The organism is Blautia sp. AF19-10LB (assembly GCF_003461245.1).
GTDB lineage: Bacteria > Bacillota > Clostridia > Lachnospirales > Lachnospiraceae > Blautia_A > Blautia_A intestinihominis.
Genome location: NZ_QTWS01000048.1, coordinates 1 through 17,203, shown reverse-complemented (window position 1 = coordinate 17,203; position 17,203 = coordinate 1). Strand labels below are relative to the sequence as shown.

The window sequence follows — 17,203 nt, the reverse complement described above, 5'->3', positions numbered from 1 at the left end:
TCAACCTGTTTCTGGGCAAACGCCAAATCAGCTTGCCTATGATAACTTAATGACATTGGCCGAGAGGCTGCTTTTTGTTTTTGTGAATGAACATTAAATCTCAAAATTAATATTTTTTATGAAAAAAAGTTGCATAAAAAATAAAACATGTTATAATAATGATAAGAGAGAAGAAAAATGACTTGGAGGAATGAGCCATGATTATAGAGGTAAGAGCAAAAAACTGTTATGTATTTGAAGATGATATTACATTTTCGATGAAAGCTGATATGCGAAATAAGAAATTTGGAGCAAATGTTCATAAAGAGAACAATTTTAACGTGCTTAAAACAGTAGGAATATATGGACCAAACAATGCAGGGAAAACATGTCTAATCAAGTGCATTAGGGCAATAAGAAATGTTCTTTTAAATAAGAAGAATGGACTAATGCCGAATATTTTTACTGATAGTGATGTATGCGAGTTAGGTGTTACATTTATGGCATCTGGAAGAAAGTTTTCTTATGATTTTAAGTATGACGCAGAAAAAGAAGAATATATATATGAGTCATTTTCGGAGATATTTAAAGATCAGTACAACAACGAAAAGGAAGTTTGCTGGTTGAGAAAGGATACTGTTAGCGAAATATACGAGTGTATTGATGAATCTGTTCAGACTATGATTTCGGTTGTATCGAAGAATAATTTGTTATGCTATGTAGTGGATACAAGTAAATTTGAACATATCAATGAGATGAAACAGATTCTTGTCGGGTTTGCAGAAAAAATTGATATCATCAATATGAATAACATACCTATGCAACACACGATTGAACTCATGAAGAATAAGAATCAGTTGCAGCAAAAAGTTGTTGAGTTCATAAAAAATGCAGACTTGTATATGGATAATTTTGAATATGTGGATATGGATAAGATACAGCTGAAAACTGGTGAAGGTGACGAAAAGCCAGATGAGAAAGTGCTTGATATTCCAGAGAATATTATGGATCAAATCAGATTGGTATCCACATACAAGGGAGTCCATGTGCCAAGTATGATGTTTGATTCCACAGGAACAAAGAAGATTGCAGCCATTGCCAGTTATGTAATTGAAGCACTTGAACAAGGCAGAATTTTAGTTGTGGATGAGTTGGATAGCAGTATTCATTTTAAGCTTACCAGGGCGATTGTTGCGATGTTTAATAATGAGTTGAATACAAGTGCACAGATGATATTTACAGTTCATGATATAAATCTTATGGATTGCAAGAGAATGTTCCGAAAGGAGCAGATTTGGTTTGTTCATAAGGATGAAGAAGGTGTATATGTGTATTCACTTGCAGATTTTACTGCACAGCAGGGAGTGAGGGATACGACAGATGTTATGGAAAAATATAGGAAAGGTGCACTTGGTGCTTTACCGGATCCTGAATTGATCAACTCCTTGCTTAGCATTAAAGGTGGTGTAAAGGGGGATGATGCCGATGCAAAATAAGCTCCCTAAGTTTTTGGATAACCACAAAATTTGCATTATCTGCGAAGGCAATGAGGAATATGAATATCTAAATCGGTTAAAGAATTTAAAAGTGTGGAACGAGCAATATGATATCTCATTGGTTAATGCCGGGGGAAATGGAAATATTCCGGCGAGATATCAGGACCGCTATCAAAATGGAGCAGACGAACTTGTACTTGTATTCTGTGATACAGAAAAGAAACCTCATGAGCAGTATGAAGACATTAAACGTAAGATTAATGAGTTTCATGGTGTGGATAATGCTGCAGATGAAGTGATTATATTTGGAAATCCTTGTACGATGCAGATTATATCTAAGCACTGGACCGATAAAAATTTGAAATCACCAGCAAAACCAGTGAACGCTCCCTTGATAAAGGAATATACCGGGGTGGAGAATTATAAAGGGAGAGCGGATCAGATTCATGAGGTTATGGAACATGTTACTGCGGAGAACTATGTGGATATGAGTCAGCGAGTGAGAAAGTTGGATTCGGATGATTCTGTTACTGGTAGCAGTAATTTTGGAAAGTTCATAAAGCTGTTTGAGAGTGATGACAGTGGGTGGATTGAAGCAATAAATAAAAAAATTGAATAATATAAGGAGAATAGAGAGGTAAATTGGATGAATCCACAAATTAAAGATCATTTTTATGATCAGTTTCTTAAAGAACCAACAAAAGACAATTTTCGGGATTTTATGAAAAAGTCATGTGGTGAATTAAATGAAATGGATTTTAAAGAGACTTGGATAGACAAAGGTCCGTTGGCAAAAATTATGTTGGCTATGGCAAATAATGGTGGAGGAATTATCATATTTGGTGTAAAGGAAAATGAAGATAATACATTTGATGTTTTAGGACTGGATAATCTGAAGGATACTGCTGACATTAGTAATAGTATTTCTAGGCTTGTTTCATCGAGTTTGGATTATGAGGTATTTAATTTTGTTTTTGATTCGGATGTTTATGGAGAATTTGAAAATAAAAAGTTTCAAATCATGGTTATACATGATACTCCAGAAAGATTACCTTTTGTATCACTTGGACAATCTGAAAAAATAGAAAAAGATGTAATATATGTTAGAAGAGGGACAAAGTCAGAAAAGGCAACATCTGAAGAAATTAACAGAATAATTGAAAGAAAAATTGCAACTATATATTCAGAAAATACGGATATGTCTTTAGACCAACATCTGGAGCAATTAAAAAAACTGTATTCAGAATTGCCTCAAAAAATACGAGTGTTAGTTCGAAAAGGCTCTCAACCAAACTTTGCAGCAGCGCTAAAAGTATTTGGAGAACGTATAGGGGCACTGTATGGAACTCCAGATGAATATGAGGAAAAGGATAATCCCAATTATCCTGATGAAGGATATGAGGCATTTATTTTGAGAATGATAGATGCAAAGAAATTGAAGATAGAGAAAGTATTAGATTTGAAATGATTGCTGACTTGAAAAAGTAAATTCCAGTGCAAGTAGGTGGTGGAATTTAGAATTTCATTTTTTACATTAGATTACCATTTGGAAATATGTTGTATAATGGGGGCAAGAGTGATAAAATAATACCGAACATGGTTCTAGTGGTCTAAGAGTAAGACGTTTATCAGATGATAAAAGATAGTGGTGCAAATCCACTCTAAAAGTTCATAAAGTTTATGGATTTTTAGAATGGATTTGCAAAGAGGAATTAGTAAAAATGACATTAATTGTAGGGTGGTTGGCTTGTGATCAGAGAGGCCCATGTTCTGCATATATAGCCAGTGATAGTAGAATTTCTGATAATAGGAACTTTTATGATTATAGCCAAAAGACATTTGCATTAAAAAATACTCCTGATATATTAGGGTATTGTGGAGAAACATTATTTACATATCAGATATTAACTCGCTTAACAAGTATGTGTGATGTGGGAATGTTGTTATCAGCAGACATGGATTATCAAGATAGAAGTGAGATTATTTTTAATGAAATCAAAAGAGCACATTCAGCATACAAACTTAATAATGGAATTATTAAAATATATCATATAGGGCGAAATAAAAAAAGAATATTTGATGCGAACGTATACTTTTGGAATGGAATAATATGGGAGAACATAAAAATACATACTGATTTTAAGAAGTCAAAGAACCTTTTTTCAGATGGAAGTGGGAAAAAAGAATATGATGAGAACTTTTTGAGGTTCAAAAATGGAAATAACGAAAGCACAAGTAGAAATTATTTCCATTGCTTTTGTGATATTGTAAAAAATGTCAAGGATAAGCATACAGGAGGGATTCCGCAACTAGTTGGTCTATATAATGGAAGCAAATTCAATGGCATGTATCATGGAACGATTGTAGATGGACAAGCATATTATCAAGGATTAAAAATGGGAAATGTATATGGAATGTCCAATATAAGATGGTACAATGAAAATTTTGAAATATGTGATTGGAATACGAAACAACGCGAAGCTAATGCGATGGTTCAACCAATATCAAAAAAGGCAACTCCCTGACTCTCCATTCTAAAGAAAAAATACAGTAGGGGGAGAGCGAGGTGCTTTTCAAGGGGGAAATAGACTCCCCTTTTGAAATCAGGGTATCTCCAAAATCAGGATAATATAGATTTTATGGCAACAAATTGGCAACAGAAAATCAGCGAGCCAAAATAATATGTGTAACAGAGATAAAATAACGGTAGAAAAAAGATAAAAACTAAACAAAAATGTTTAAAAATATCTTTGGATTTGCCGAGTTTGAATAAAATAATAAAGGCTGCAGGAATGGAGAATTCCTGTAGCCTTTATCTATTGTCAGATGAAAGTCTGTGAGTTGAAAAACATGTTTATAAGGTTATAGTCAAATCTTTTTGATTTGACTATATTATTGTGGTAAAAAAATTTTTTACATTATTATATGGTTAATTATTAACAAAAAGAAGTGAGAGATTTATAGTAAAGATGTAATGAAAAAGCCATCTGATATTGGCGTATCAGACGGCTCATCATAGAAATGCAATCCAAATAATTTGAATAGCATGTAGCAAATCTATTCTAAATTATTTCGCGATTTTTGTAAAGTCTTTCTATGATATTTTCATTATAACAATGAATCTGCAGATTCTATAAAAATATCATAAGGAGGCTTTTAATATGAAAGCGATTAAGATCAAAATGAAACGTAACTGTGGTGATTCCAGAAATGTACAGGATATAGATTCTATCTATATAGATGCTGCGAATACATATTGGAAGAAATCAGAGGTTTACGATTATCTGCAAAAATTTCCCAAAACTATTACCGTAAATATTGCACCATATCCATATCTTATTCCAGCAATGAGCATACAGGGAGAGAAATATGTTCGATCTGCAGCTAATGGCACATCGAAAGATAATTTACTGATGTTACCACGTGAATAAAGACCGATACCTCATCTGTAAGGCAAATATAGAAAATCGAACGTTTTTTCGATATCTGCCTTGCACTAAGGTTATGAACTTGGTAAAATATAGTAAAAATACATAAAAATTAAAAATAGAATAATGGAAAAACAGCCATATGATACAAGGAGTACTGGATGAAAAATAAAAAAACAAGTATTCTGGAAACACAAGAATGTAAACTGGCTCATGTAGATTATGAAACAAAAAGATGTCAGTCTATGCAGGAGCATGCTGGAAATGTTGCGCGTTTTGCGAGGGATGCCTGTGAACTTCCAAAATTGAGAAGTATTGTTGAACTGGCAGGAATTCTTCATGATGCAGGAAAACTTGGCACAGCAAATCAGGATGATTTTAAGAATATTCTGGAACTGGGAGATAAGGTACATAAACATGGACTGGATCATTCTACCGCGGGTGGAAGAATTGCACTTGAATTGATGAAAGAGGAGCCTGTTTCAGAATTTATCAGTACATTAATTTATTTTCACCACGGTATGGAAGACTGCATTAATCTGGAAAATGGTCAAAGTCTACAGGAACGCCGGCTGAAAAAAGAAATTGAGTATAGACATATCAAAGAGGGATTTTTTCAGATTTATGACAGAACAATGTTGGAGAAAGCAGGAGAGAAGGCAGTTCAGTCATATCAGGAAATTCTCAAAAAGATAAACGGATTTGTTAAAAAGTATGATTCCTCTGGAAAAAAATATGGTAGCAGATATTTTTATCTGGGAATGTATCTGCGGACTGCATTATCTTTGCTGATTGATGGCGACTGGACTGATACAGCATGCTTTTTTCAGGATATTCCATTATCGAAAAGGATGTCACAGGAAGAAACACAGGAAATATGGGAGAAATGCATACAGAATTTTGAACAGTATCTGAGAAATGAAATCCAAAATAATCCGGATAATGGAAATCAACTGAATGTTTTCCGGCAGGAGATATCTGACTCCTGCCGGAGAGCTGCAGAAACAGATCAGAAATTATATCGTCTGACAGTACCAACGGGTGCAGGAAAAACACTCAGCAGTCTTCGATTTGCACTCTATCATGCGAAGAAAGAGCAGAAACATCGGATTATTTATATAGCGCCATTTAATTCTATTTTGGAGCAGAATGCAGAAGAAATTCGTAAAGCAACAGGAATACCTTCAGCTGTTTTAGAACATCATTGCAATGTCATCTGTGAAGAGGGAGAAGAGGAAAAATATAGAAATCTCACAGAAACTTGGGATTCACCAATTATTGTAACAACAGCCGTGCAGATTCTAAATACATTATTTTCTGACCAGAAGAACTGTATTCGAAGAATGCACAATTTATGCAACAGTATCATTATATTTGATGAGGTACAGGCATTCCCGGTTAAATGTACAGAACTTTTTAATCTGGTGGTGAATTTCCTTTCGCAGTTTTGTGGGACAACCGTAGTATTATGTTCTGCTACACAGCCGACATTAGCTTCTCTTGAAGAGAATAATATCTGTAAGTGTCTGGAAATGTCAGGAGAATCCGAAAAATATGCAAAAGCTTTCAAAAGAGTGGAAATTATTGATGAAACAAAAAATGAACGTTATCAAGGGGGAATGGAAACAGAGGATTTAAAAGAGTTTGTATTGGAAAAAACGGAAGAATATCGCAGTACATTGGTAATTTTAAATACTACAAAGTGTGCATTTGAGGTGTTTCAAAAACTAGAAGATTGTTGCACGGAAGAATATGAGATTTTTCATCTGAGTAATAATATGTGTCCGCAGCATAAATTGGATACATTGGCAGAGATAAGAAACGCATTAAGGAAAAGAGACAAAAAGATTATTTGTGTGAGCACACAGGTGGTAGAAGCCGGAGTGAATTTTTCTTTTGGATGCGTGATACGATCAAAAGCAGGACTTGATAATGTTATCCAGGCAGCAGGAAGATGTAATCGACATAAAGAACTTGGAAAAATGGGAGCAGTTTATATTGTCCAGGTGGCTCATGATGCAGAACATCTGGAACGTTTGCGGGAAATCAGAGATGCACAGGCTGCGCTACAGAAAATCTTGGACGATTTTAAGTATGATAATAAGAAGTTTAATTATTCATTAGATTCAGAAATAGCTATAAAATTTTATTATTCGGCTTATCGTTCGCAGTTAAGAAAGCTAGAAACCAAATTTCCAGTTGAAGTATGTGACGTAACGGTAACACTGACAGATTTACTAGGGAAAAATCAAATTGGGCAGAATCAATATTGCCGGAAACATAAAGAAAAAGTTCGTACAAAGCTGCCTCAGGCTTTTCAAACAGCAGGGAGTGAGTTCGAAGTGATTTCTGACACTTATAAATTAAGCGTTGTAGTGCCATATGGTATTGAACCAAAGTTGCTATTAAAAGAACTGTCGCAAGTGCGTACAGAGACAGAAAAGAAAAAGATACTGAGAAAATTACAAAGATATACCGTTGGTATTTCAGAGAGCAGGAGAAATAAACTCGGAAATACCGTATACGAAAACAGTGAGGGGATTCTGGTACTATGTGATGGCTATTATGATAAGAAAGTGGGGGTTGTGGATGACCCCAAAATGGATTTTTGTAACATATAGGGGGCAGAAGCTATGAAGAAATACAGAAATACAATAGAGTTTGAAGTATGTGGTCCATATGCATTATTTTCTGATCCAGTCATGAGAGTTGGCGGTGAGAAAACAAGTTATCATATTCCGACGTATGAAGCTTTGCGAGGAATTACAGAAAGCATTTACTGGAAGCCAACGATCATGTGGATCATAGATGCTGTACGTGTTATGAACTCTATTCAAACTGAGACAAAAGGAATTCGTCCGATTGCCTATAATGGTGGAAATGAACTGGCTTATTATACTTATCTGAAAGATGTACGTTATCAGGTGCGAGCGCATTTTGAGTTTAATCTTAACCATATAGAATTAAAGGATGACCGAAATGAACACAAACATCATAATATTGCAAAGCGTATGGTAGAAAGAGGAGGCCGTAGAGATATTTTTTTGGGGACAAGAGAATGTCAGGCATTTGTTGAGCCATGTGTATTTGGAGAAGGAGAAAGCCATTATGATGATATGCCAGGAGAGATAGACTATGGATTCATGTATCATGGAATCACATATGCAGATGAAGCTATTCTTCCAGAAGACAAGGGGAAAATGACAGTACGTTTCTGGAGACCGGTTATGAAAAAAGGGGGGATCATAGAATTTATAAGGCCGGAAGCGTGCATACAGAAACGCCATATCAGAGAGATGGAACGTAAAGTTTTTGGAAAAGATAATTTTACTGGTCTAAAAGAATTTACCGACGAGGAGGTGGGTGAGTGAGCTGGGTAAATGAGTTGATCGATCTGTATGAGATAAACAGTGACAAAATAGGTGTCATTGAATATCGAAGAGATATGCCATATGTGCTTTTGCCGCCGTTTCATACCACTGTGACTGCACAGATAACAGTAACTATTGACCAGGATGGGAATTTTATGAATGCAGAGCCGGTAGATTCCAATGATAAATTGACGATCATACCGGTTACAGAAAAATCTGGAAGTCGTACCGCAGGAAAGGAGCCACATCCTTTATGCGATAATCTGAGATACCTTGCGGGAGATTATACGAAATATTATGAAGATGATGGAATCTGTCATGAACTGTATATTTCTCAGTTGAAAGAATGGGTTGAGTCAGAGTATTGTCATGAGAAAGTAAGGGCAATTTATCTATATTTGAAAAAAAATACACTGATTTCCAATCTGATTGAGAAAAAAATTATAAAATTGAATGAGCAGAACCGGATTGATGATAAAGAAAATATTCAGGGGATTGTACAGACAAAAGCTTTTGTGCGTTTTATCATCCGTTTGCCAAATACAGATTTTTTTGAGGCTCCCCCGGACGAATGCTGGAAAGACAAGACCCTTCAAGACTGTTATATAAATTATGTGCGTTCTCAGGAAAAAGAGATAGGATTATGTTACCTTACCGGAAATACAGAGGCTATTTCTTATCTTCATTCCAAAAAGATCCGTAATGAGGGTGACGGGGCAAAGCTGATTTCCGCAAATGACAGTCAGAATTTTACTTATCGAGGACGTTTTGCAACCAAAGAAGATGCTTTTGCTGTAGGAAATGAAACCTCTCAGAAAATCCATAATGCATTGAAGTGGATCATTCGAAAACAGGGAACACTTTTTGATACGCTGGCAGTTGTTACATGGGAATCCCACCGCCTGAGTATGCCGAGATGGAATGTAGATACGGACACCATTGCGTCAGAATATAATGAGGATGATGACTGGGATGATGAAGAGTCTGGAGAAGAAAGTGGATGTGATGGAAGTGCAATCACTGCCGAAAAATTTTACAGTGCACTTCGAGGATATGGAAAAAAGGTAGATAATACATCTGAAATGATTCTACTCGGTTTTGATGCAGCTACTCCGGGAAGATTATCCATGGTTGAAGAGATGACTCTGGATTCAGCGAGATATCTGGAAAATATAAAAAAATGGCATGAAAGCTGTAGCTGGATTCATGAAAAATGGAAAGAGAAAGATAAGAAGAGAATACGGTTTTTAGGAATGGTTGGCGTAAAGGACATAGCAGATATTCTATTTGGTATAGAGAATAAAGGCAGTCTTATGATTGTAGATGCAAATGGAAAGAAATTATATGCGGAAGTTGCGAAAAGGCTGATTCCCTGCATCTGGAACGGAAATAAAATCCCATGTGATTATGTGGACAGAGCAGTATTAAAAGCTTCCATGCCATTGACCTATAAAGATTGGAAAAATTGGGAGAGAGTTTTAACATTGGCGTGTTCGTTGGTTAAAAAGGATAAAAGTGAAAGATACGAGGAGGAATGGAACGTGGCATTAGATAAAAAACAAAAAGACAGAAATTATCTGTATGGACGTTTACTGGCAGTAGCAGATCGAATTGAATATCGTACTTATGATGATGGAGATAAGGCAAGGGTTACAAATGCGAAAAGATATATGTGCACTTTTTCTCAGAGACCTTATGAGACATGGAAGGTGATCGAAGAAAGTATTCAGCCATATGTGAATAAGCTGGGAATTGCAGAGAGACGTTTTTATGAGAATCTGTTGAATGATATTTATGATTTGTTCGAAGTAGAAAGCTTTAGTGATAACAAGAAACTGGATGGTTTATATCTTCTTGGTTTTCATAGCCAGGCTTATGATCTGAAACAGAAAAAGGAAGATTCTAAAGAGAAGGAAAAGGAGGAATAAACGATGAGTGCATTGAGAGGAAAAATTGATTTTACTTTATTTATAAGTGCAGATAATGCAAATCCAAATGGAGATCCACTGAATGGAAATCGCCCAAGGATCAATCTGGATGGGTATGGTGAGATATCCGATGTGTGTATTAAAAGAAAGATAAGAAACCGTCTTCAGGATCTTGGGCAGAAAATTTTTGTGCAGTCAGATGATCGTTCAGATGATGGTTATACCAGTTTAAAAGATCGTGCAGATGGATGTGAAGAGCTGAAAGCACAGCTGGGAAATAAGAAAAATGCAAATCGTGATGCATGTGCAGCGATTGCGTGTAAAGAGTGGTTGGATGTCAGAGCTTTTGGACAGGTTTTTGCATTCAAGGGAATTCCTGTATCGTTTGGAGTAAGAGGTCCCGTTTCTATTCATCAGGCAATCAGCCTTTCTCCAATCGATATCATCAGTATGCAGATTACTAAGAGTGTGAACAGTGAATCTGGAAAAGAGAGTAAAGCTTCCGATACCATGGGTACTAAACATAGGGTAGGTTTTGCTGTATATAGAGTGATGGGAAGTGTAAATGTCCAGCTTGCTGAAAAAACAGGATTCAGTCAGGAAGATGCGGAATTACTAAAAGAGGCATTAAAAACCTTATTCGAAAACGATGCTTCTTCTGCCAGACCGGAAGGAAGTATGGAAGTTTGCAAAATGTACTGGTGGCAGCATGACGAGGAAACGCCGGCTGTTTCCAGTGGAAAAATTCAGAGAGGATTTGATATTAAACCTAAGGAGGAACATCCAAGAGAATTTACAGATTATGAGATTTCATGGCATGTAGATGGATGCAAAAAACCGGAGGAGTTTGATTTTGTATAAAGAAGAGGAATTTTTGCAGCTATCAGGAATACAACATTTTGCGTTTTGTCGACGGCAATGGGCTCTGGCATATATAGAAATGCAGTGGCAGGAAAATGTCAGAACAGTGGAAGGAAAAATTCTCCATGAAAATGCACATGATCCTGCAATAAAAGAAAAAAGAGGAGATCTTCTTATCGTCAGAGCAATGCCGGTTCATTCACGGGAAATGGGAGTGAGCGGCGAATGTGATGTGGTGGAATTTCATAAAGTGAAGGATGGGATTTCTATTGCGGGCAGAGAAGGAAGCTATTCCGTGATTCCAGTAGAATACAAAAGAGGAAAGCCCAAAACAGATGATTCTGATATACTGCAGGTAGCGGCCCAGGCATTATGTCTCGAGGAAATGCTATGCTGTGTCATTCCGTATGGATATATTTATTATGGTGAGACGCGGCGGCGCACAAAAGTGGAATTTACGGATGAGGTAAGAGAAAAAGTAATAAGCAGTTTTCGTGAAATGCATAAATATTATGAACAAAGATATACACCAAAAGTAAAAACCGGGAAAAAATGTAATGCATGTTCATTGAAAGATATATGCCTGCCAGTATTGAATAAGAAGAAAACGGCAGCTGGATATATAAACGGAGTAATTTTTGAAGAGGATAATGTATGAAAAGACTCTTAAATACCTTGTATGTTACATCTGGAAATAGATATTTATCATTAGATGGAGAAAATGTAGTGGTTTTGGAAGAACAAAAAGAAATAGGGCGTGTACCACTTCATAATCTTCAGGCAATCGTAACGTTTGGATATACCGGCGCAAGTCCCGCGTTAATGGGGACTTGCGCTCAAAGGAATATTGATCTGACTTTTATGTCTGGAAATGGGAGATTCCTGGCTAGAATTACTGGAGAAACAAAGGGAAATGTAACACTTCGTAAGCAACAGTATCGAATCAGTGAAGACAAAGAAAAAAGTGTACGGATTGCGAGAAATTTTATCTTAGGAAAAGTATATAATTCCAGATGGGTTTTGGAAAGAGCTGCGAGAGATTATGCACTACGGCTGGAGGTTGAAAAGATCAAAAGGAAATCAGCTTTTCTTGCACAGAGCATTGTAAAGATAAGAGAATGTGAGAGCGCAGAGGAGTTATTAGGGATAGAGGGAGAAGCCGCGTCTGTATATTTTTCGGTGTTTGATGATTTGATTTTACAGCAGAAAACAGATTTTTACTTCCAGGGTAGAAATAAAAGACCACCGTTGGATAGCGTTAATGCTATGTTATCCTTTGCGTATTCGCTATTAGCAGGAATGTGTGGCTCGGCGTTGGAAGCTGTTGGATTGGATTCATATGTGGGATTTTTCCATACAGATCGTCCGGGAAGAATATCGCTTGCATTAGACCTTATGGAAGAGTTTCGAAGTGTGATGGCAGATCGTTTTGTACTGACATTAATTAATAAGAAAGTCATGAAACCAGAATATTTTATCAAAAAAGAAAATGGTGCTGTTATCATGAATGATGAGGGACGTAAAGTTTTCTTGTCTGCATGGCAGTCAAAGAAGCAAGAGACAATTAAGCATCCATTTCTAGGAGAGAAAATAGAATGGGGAATGGCACCATATGTTCAAAGCTTGTTATTGGCGCGATTTTTGAGAGGAGATCTTGATGAATATCCACCATTTTTCTGGAAGTAGGTGATAAGATGTTGGTATTGATCACGTATGATGTAAATACACAGACTGCAGCAGGAAGAAAAAGATTAAGAAAAGTTGCCAAAGAATGCACAAATTATGGACAACGAGTTCAGAATTCAGTATTTGAGTGTCAAATGGACGCAACAAAGTGCAGGCAGGTAAAGGATATTCTTGAAAAAATCATTGATAAAGAAGTTGATAGTCTGCGGTTTTATTATTTAGGAAATAATTACAAAAATAAAGTAGAACATATAGGTGCACACCCTGGATTTGATGTTACAGAAACATTGATTCTGTAGTGCGAATGTAAAGCACGCATAATTTCCCCGGGAGATTCGCACCAGGAAATGGAAGCTTTTTTAATGAAATATGCTTAGGCATAAGATAATTAAAGCAAAAAACAAAGATTTATTATGCGATTTGTTATGGAATCTATGGTTAATGTCCATAGATTTTGTGACAAATTGCTGTCTACCTCTGCGTGAGGTAGTGAGTTGAAATACATTACCAGTATCTAAAGGTGTAGTAGCGGTACACGTCTACCTCTGCGTGAGGTAGTGAGTTGAAATACCCTCTGTGTCTGTAAATGTTTCCTGCTTCGCGTCTACCTCTGCGTGAGGTAGTGAGTTGAAATACTATTAGCAATATTAATCTCACAGCTTTCTGCGTCTACCTCTGCGTGAGGTAGTGAGTTGAAATAAAAGAGCATCGGGTGATATTCCTAACGCAATAGTCTACCTCTGCGTGAGGTAGTGAGTTGAAATGTATATCTTTTCAGCGACCTTGTAATGGATAGTAAGTCTACCTCTGCGTGAGGTAGTGAGTTGAAATGTTCCTGACATTTCTGCGAGGCGTTGAGTTCGGAACGTCTACCTCTGCGTGAGGTAGTGAGTTGAAATGTTTTGCTCCAAATTGTTCTTCCTGTTGTCATTGCGTCTACCTCTGCGTGAGGTAGTGAGTTGAAATGCCTGCAATGCGGATGTAGTACCAGTCTGTGTCGTCGTCTACCTCTGCGTGAGGTAGTGAGTTGAAATCCTTTCGCTATCAGGCTCACCTTCTTTCTTTCAGTCTACCTCTGCGTGAGGTAGTGAGTTGAAATATCATACGATATGTTTGAATCACCGGATAGAATGCGTCTACCTCTGCGTGAGGTAGTGAGTTGAAATAACTTAGACGTGAACAAAGTTAGTCTCAACTAACGTCTACCTCTGCGTGAGGTAGTGAGTTGAAATATTTTTGTTCTGCCGTGTAATAGTGCTGACAGGGTCTACCTCTGCGTGAGGTAGTGAGTTGAAATATTGTTTACCCGGCGGCTCAACCGTTTTGCCGTGGTCTACCTCTGCGTGAGGTAGTGAGTTGAAATCCCAGTAGTATACCGGGATCTCATTACCGCTATCCCGTCTACCTCTGCGTGAGGTAGTGAGTTGAAATGATGAACTGAACTGTCCTCTGCTGTTCTGCTTCTACGTCTACCTCTGCGTGAGGTAGTGAGTTGAAATTATCCAGGGGGGGATTATCAGAACGAAGAATATGGTCTACCTCTGCGTGAGGTAGTGAGTTGAAATACTACAGAAGTTACGGTTGTTCTTGTGGTATTGAGTCTACCTCTGCGTGAGGTAGTGAGTTGAAATGACTTTGTGGAAACTAGAAGATTATGAACCGGGGTCTACCTCTGCGTGAGGTAGTGAGTTGAAATACGTGGAGCCTTCCACACCTGGCGCTTCCACATCGTCTACCTCTGCGTGAGGTAGTGAGTTGAAATATAAGGAGGAGCAAGGAATGAGCAAAGCAGCAAAAGGTCTACCTCTGCGTGAGGTAGTGAGTTGAAATAATGTACAGCTTGACCCGGCGATCGCGCTGAGTTGTCTACCTCTGCGTGAGGTAGTGAGTTGAAATTTCTATCAGATCATCAAGAAACAAATCATATAGTTGTCTACCTCTGCGTGAGGTAGTGAGTTGAAATTTCCTACGGGCTATGAATCTGTGGAGCAGACCATTGTCTACCTCTGCGTGAGGTAGTGAGTTGAAATGCGTCTATGGATGTGGCAGTGTCTCAGAGAGTAGACGTCTACCTCTGCGTGAGGTAGTGAGTTGAAATACAGCTGATGTTGTAGATCTTGCACGGATGAGCGTCTACCTCTGCGTGAGGTAGTGAGTTGAAATGATGTGCCCTCTTTAATAGCTTCCCATACTTCTGAAGTCTACCTCTGCGTGAGGTAGTGAGTTGAAATACTTAAACGTAGACGCGGATCAGAAACCGCAGAGCGTCTACCTCTGCGTGAGGTAGTGAGTTGAAATAACTGCGGAGAACCATACGTGATCCCGGAAGGATCGTCTACCTCTGCGTGAGGTAGTGAGTTGAAATTGTGGTAGTCACTAATGTTTCGAAACCATCTGTCGTCTACCTCTGCGTGAGGTAGTGAGTTGAAATGATCTTGAAAACTCGAACATTGCCGAAGGCTGCAGTCTACCTCTGCGTGAGGTAGTGAGTTGAAATGTTTCTTTCATGTGTGTTCCGTACCGGCATTCCGTCTACCTCTGCGTGAGGTAGTGAGTTGAAATTTTTTGCCGAAGCCCCACAGATCGCAAAGGCAGGCGTCTACCTCTGCGTGAGGTAGTGAGTTGAAATTAATCAACCAGAGGATAATGACGAAAGTGAGGGATGTCTACCTCTGCGTGAGGTAGTGAGTTGAAATATCCATTAGTAAATGCGATACACCAGATTCTTTCGTCTACCTCTGCGTGAGGTAGTGAGTTGAAATAATTCAGATGATTCTGTAGAAGCGATGAAAGAAGTCTACCTCTGCGTGAGGTAGTGAGTTGAAATATCCATTAGTAAATGCGATACACCAGATTCTTTCGTCTACCTCTGCGTGAGGTAGTGAGTTGAAATATCAATAAAAACGCTCCTAACGTTTCCAATTTCGGTCTACCTCTGCGTGAGGTAGTGAGTTGAAATGTTCTTCTGAACTGTGAAATTGCCTGAATCACCTGTCTACCTCTGCGTGAGGTAGTGAGTTGAAATGTGTCGCATATTCAGGTAGTATCCGTGGATGTCGTCTACCTCTGCGTGAGGTAGTGAGTTGAAATATCTTCCCGGCACGCACAAGAGGACTGGCATCGTTCTGCGTCTACCTCTGCGTGAGGTAGTGAGTTGAAATAAATTTCTTATATGTATCAATTACTTGATCCTCGTCTACCTCTGCGTGAGGTAGTGAGTTGAAATAGCGATGGCTCTGATGCGTTCAAGGTGTACAATGTCTACCTCTGCGTGAGGTAGTGAGTTGAAATACAGCATTATTGTCAGTGACATAGATCACGCCACCGTGTCTACCTCTGCGTGAGGTAGTGAGTTGAAATTGTGGTTCCGGATCATATTCCTGTGCAATCAGGGTCTACCTCTGCGTGAGGTAGTGAGTTGAAATGATATTTTCAGCTGACATCATAGCCTTGACATGAGTCTACCTCTGCGTGAGGTAGTGAGTTGAAATGGTACACAGATCCTCACACCGGAGCACGGTACTGTCTACCTCTGCGTGAGGTAGTGAGTTGAAATAGTGTTGTTATAAGTCCCATTTAATCTACCTTTTGTCTACCTCTGCGTGAGGTAGGGAGTTGAAATCCATTTTTGCAATACGGTCTACCATTATCAGCTCTGTCTACCTCTGCGTGAGGTAGTGAGTTGAAATACGGATAAGTCCTAGACTGGCGAACAGTTCACAACCGTCTACCTCTGCGTGAGGTAGTGAGTTGAAATTTGTCTGATTCCTAGTCACATCATTTTTGAATGTTGTCTACCTCTGCGTGAGGTAGTGAGTTGAAATACTATGACTTTGAGAATTTTGTTCGCCTCTGCGTGAGGTAGTGAGTTGAAATATGCCATGAATAATGGTATGCTTACCGGATTTAAGTCTACCTCTGCGTGAGGTAGTGAGTTGAAATAAAAGGTTTCGATGGTATCGACCCGGCGAACATTCGTCTACCTCTGCGTGAGGTAGTGAGTTGAAATAGGGATGAACCGTTTTAGAAGTGAAAAAATTCGGAGAAGGTTCGGAGTTATGAACTAAATGATACACAAAAGAAAATAATAAATCTTCTTCTCGAGGATGAGCATTTGTCTGCAATAAAAATAGCAAAGCAATTAGGCTTAGGAAGCCGAAGTATAGAAAAGAATATTAAAAAACTAAAAGACTATGGCCTTCTTATTCGCCATGGCTCCCCTAAGAATGGCCACTGGGAAGTGACAGGAGGTGGATCAAAGAAATGGCAAGATTAAATGAAGAGCTTGTAAAAAAATCAGAAAGAAAAATTACTGCTTCAGGTGGGCACATTGCATGTAAATACTGCTTATAAAAGAAAGCCCTGACGTTCTGGAAATTTTCCGGATCATCAGGGCATTTTTAACATAATATATAACAAGAATTCTCCTACCTCTGCAGGTAGTGAGATGAATT

The 17,203-nt window shown here is 38.0% G+C and carries 12 protein-coding genes, 1 pseudogene and 1 CRISPR repeat array; all 13 genes and pseudogenes read left to right on the top strand.

The genetic code is table 11. The features are described 5' to 3' along the window. Positions 1–197: 197 nt before the first annotated feature. Entirely contained in the window at positions 198–1,475 is a 1,278-nt protein-coding gene (locus DWX28_RS17420) for an AAA family ATPase (protein WP_118254313.1), read from the top strand. Further along, the gene (locus tag DWX28_RS17415; protein WP_118254310.1) at positions 1,465–2,094 is read left to right on the top strand and encodes a hypothetical protein; all 630 of its coding nucleotides are present in this window, start codon (positions 1,465–1,467) and stop codon (positions 2,092–2,094) included. The genes DWX28_RS17420 and DWX28_RS17415 overlap by 11 nt, the downstream gene beginning before the upstream one ends. A 27-nt stretch (positions 2,095–2,121) precedes the next feature. Further along, positions 2,122–2,943: an AlbA family DNA-binding domain-containing protein gene (locus tag DWX28_RS17410; RefSeq protein ID WP_118254308.1), complete on the top strand. Its 822-nt coding sequence runs from the start codon at positions 2,122–2,124 to the stop codon at positions 2,941–2,943. A gap of 253 nt (positions 2,944–3,196) precedes the next feature. After that, positions 3,197–4,000 (top strand): hypothetical protein, encoded by an 804-nt coding sequence (locus DWX28_RS17405; RefSeq protein ID WP_118254306.1) that lies wholly within the window; start codon positions 3,197–3,199, stop codon positions 3,998–4,000. Between the two features lie 636 nt (positions 4,001–4,636). Beyond that, a complete protein-coding gene (locus tag DWX28_RS17400) occupies positions 4,637–4,906 on the top strand; it encodes a DUF3892 domain-containing protein (protein ID WP_118254304.1) in 270 nt (89 codons plus the stop codon). A gap of 158 nt (positions 4,907–5,064) precedes the next feature. Beyond that, positions 5,065–7,524: a CRISPR-associated helicase Cas3' gene (cas3, locus tag DWX28_RS17395; protein ID WP_118254301.1), complete on the top strand. Its 2,460-nt coding sequence runs from the start codon at positions 5,065–5,067 to the stop codon at positions 7,522–7,524. A 12-nt stretch (positions 7,525–7,536) separates the two neighbouring features. Next, positions 7,537–8,274 (top strand): type I-C CRISPR-associated protein Cas5c, encoded by a 738-nt coding sequence (gene cas5c / locus DWX28_RS17390; RefSeq protein WP_118254299.1) that lies wholly within the window; start codon positions 7,537–7,539, stop codon positions 8,272–8,274. Continuing rightward, positions 8,271–10,202, top strand: a complete 1,932-nt coding sequence (gene cas8c / locus DWX28_RS17385) for a type I-C CRISPR-associated protein Cas8c/Csd1 (protein WP_118254297.1) — start codon at positions 8,271–8,273, stop codon at positions 10,200–10,202. Before cas5c ends, cas8c begins: the two co-directional genes overlap by 4 nt. Before the next feature lie 3 nt (positions 10,203–10,205). Continuing rightward, complete coding sequence (cas7c, locus tag DWX28_RS17380) at positions 10,206–11,063, top strand: type I-C CRISPR-associated protein Cas7/Csd2 (protein ID WP_118254295.1); 858 nt, start codon at positions 10,206–10,208, stop codon at positions 11,061–11,063. Next, entirely contained in the window at positions 11,026–11,721 is a 696-nt protein-coding gene (cas4, locus tag DWX28_RS17375; RefSeq protein WP_173907306.1) for a CRISPR-associated protein Cas4, read from the top strand. Before cas7c ends, cas4 begins: the two co-directional genes overlap by 38 nt. Then, positions 11,718–12,749 (top strand): type I-C CRISPR-associated endonuclease Cas1c, encoded by a 1,032-nt coding sequence (gene cas1c / locus DWX28_RS17370; RefSeq protein ID WP_118254293.1) that lies wholly within the window; start codon positions 11,718–11,720, stop codon positions 12,747–12,749. The genes cas4 and cas1c overlap by 4 nt, the downstream gene beginning before the upstream one ends. Before the next feature lie 8 nt (positions 12,750–12,757). Further along, positions 12,758–13,048, top strand: coding sequence for a CRISPR-associated endonuclease Cas2 (gene cas2, locus DWX28_RS17365; protein WP_118254291.1), 291 nt, complete (start codon positions 12,758–12,760; stop codon positions 13,046–13,048). Positions 13,049–13,218: 170 nt separating this feature from the next. Continuing rightward, a CRISPR array of direct repeats spans positions 13,219–16,758; the repeat unit is 32 nt; unit sequence GTCTACCTCTGCGTGAGGTAGTGAGTTGAAAT. A 66-nt stretch (positions 16,759–16,824) separates the two neighbouring features. After that, positions 16,825–17,025: pseudogene (locus DWX28_RS20680) on the top strand (winged helix-turn-helix domain-containing protein); the annotation flags it as partial. Positions 17,026–17,203 lie beyond the last annotated feature (178 nt).

Excerpts from the sequence above, each read along its gene's own strand:
- DWX28_RS17420 (WP_118254313.1), top strand. The coding sequence starts at position 198 with ATGATTATAGAGGTAAGAGCAAAAAACTGTTATGTATTTGAAGATGAT.
- DWX28_RS17415 (WP_118254310.1), top strand. The coding sequence starts at position 1,465 with ATGCAAAATAAGCTCCCTAAGTTTTTGGATAACCACAAAATTTGCATT.
- DWX28_RS17410 (WP_118254308.1), top strand. The coding sequence starts at position 2,122 with ATGAATCCACAAATTAAAGATCATTTTTATGATCAGTTTCTTAAAGAA.
- DWX28_RS17405 (WP_118254306.1), top strand. The coding sequence starts at position 3,197 with ATGACATTAATTGTAGGGTGGTTGGCTTGTGATCAGAGAGGCCCATGT.
- DWX28_RS17400 (WP_118254304.1), top strand. The coding sequence starts at position 4,637 with ATGAAAGCGATTAAGATCAAAATGAAACGTAACTGTGGTGATTCCAGA.
- cas3 (WP_118254301.1), top strand. The coding sequence starts at position 5,065 with ATGAAAAATAAAAAAACAAGTATTCTGGAAACACAAGAATGTAAACTG.
- cas5c (WP_118254299.1), top strand. The coding sequence starts at position 7,537 with ATGAAGAAATACAGAAATACAATAGAGTTTGAAGTATGTGGTCCATAT.
- cas7c (WP_118254295.1), top strand. The coding sequence starts at position 10,206 with ATGAGTGCATTGAGAGGAAAAATTGATTTTACTTTATTTATAAGTGCA.
- cas4 (WP_173907306.1), top strand. The coding sequence starts at position 11,026 with ATGGATGCAAAAAACCGGAGGAGTTTGATTTTGTATAAAGAAGAGGAA.
- cas1c (WP_118254293.1), top strand. The coding sequence starts at position 11,718 with ATGAAAAGACTCTTAAATACCTTGTATGTTACATCTGGAAATAGATAT.
- cas2 (WP_118254291.1), top strand. The coding sequence starts at position 12,758 with ATGTTGGTATTGATCACGTATGATGTAAATACACAGACTGCAGCAGGA.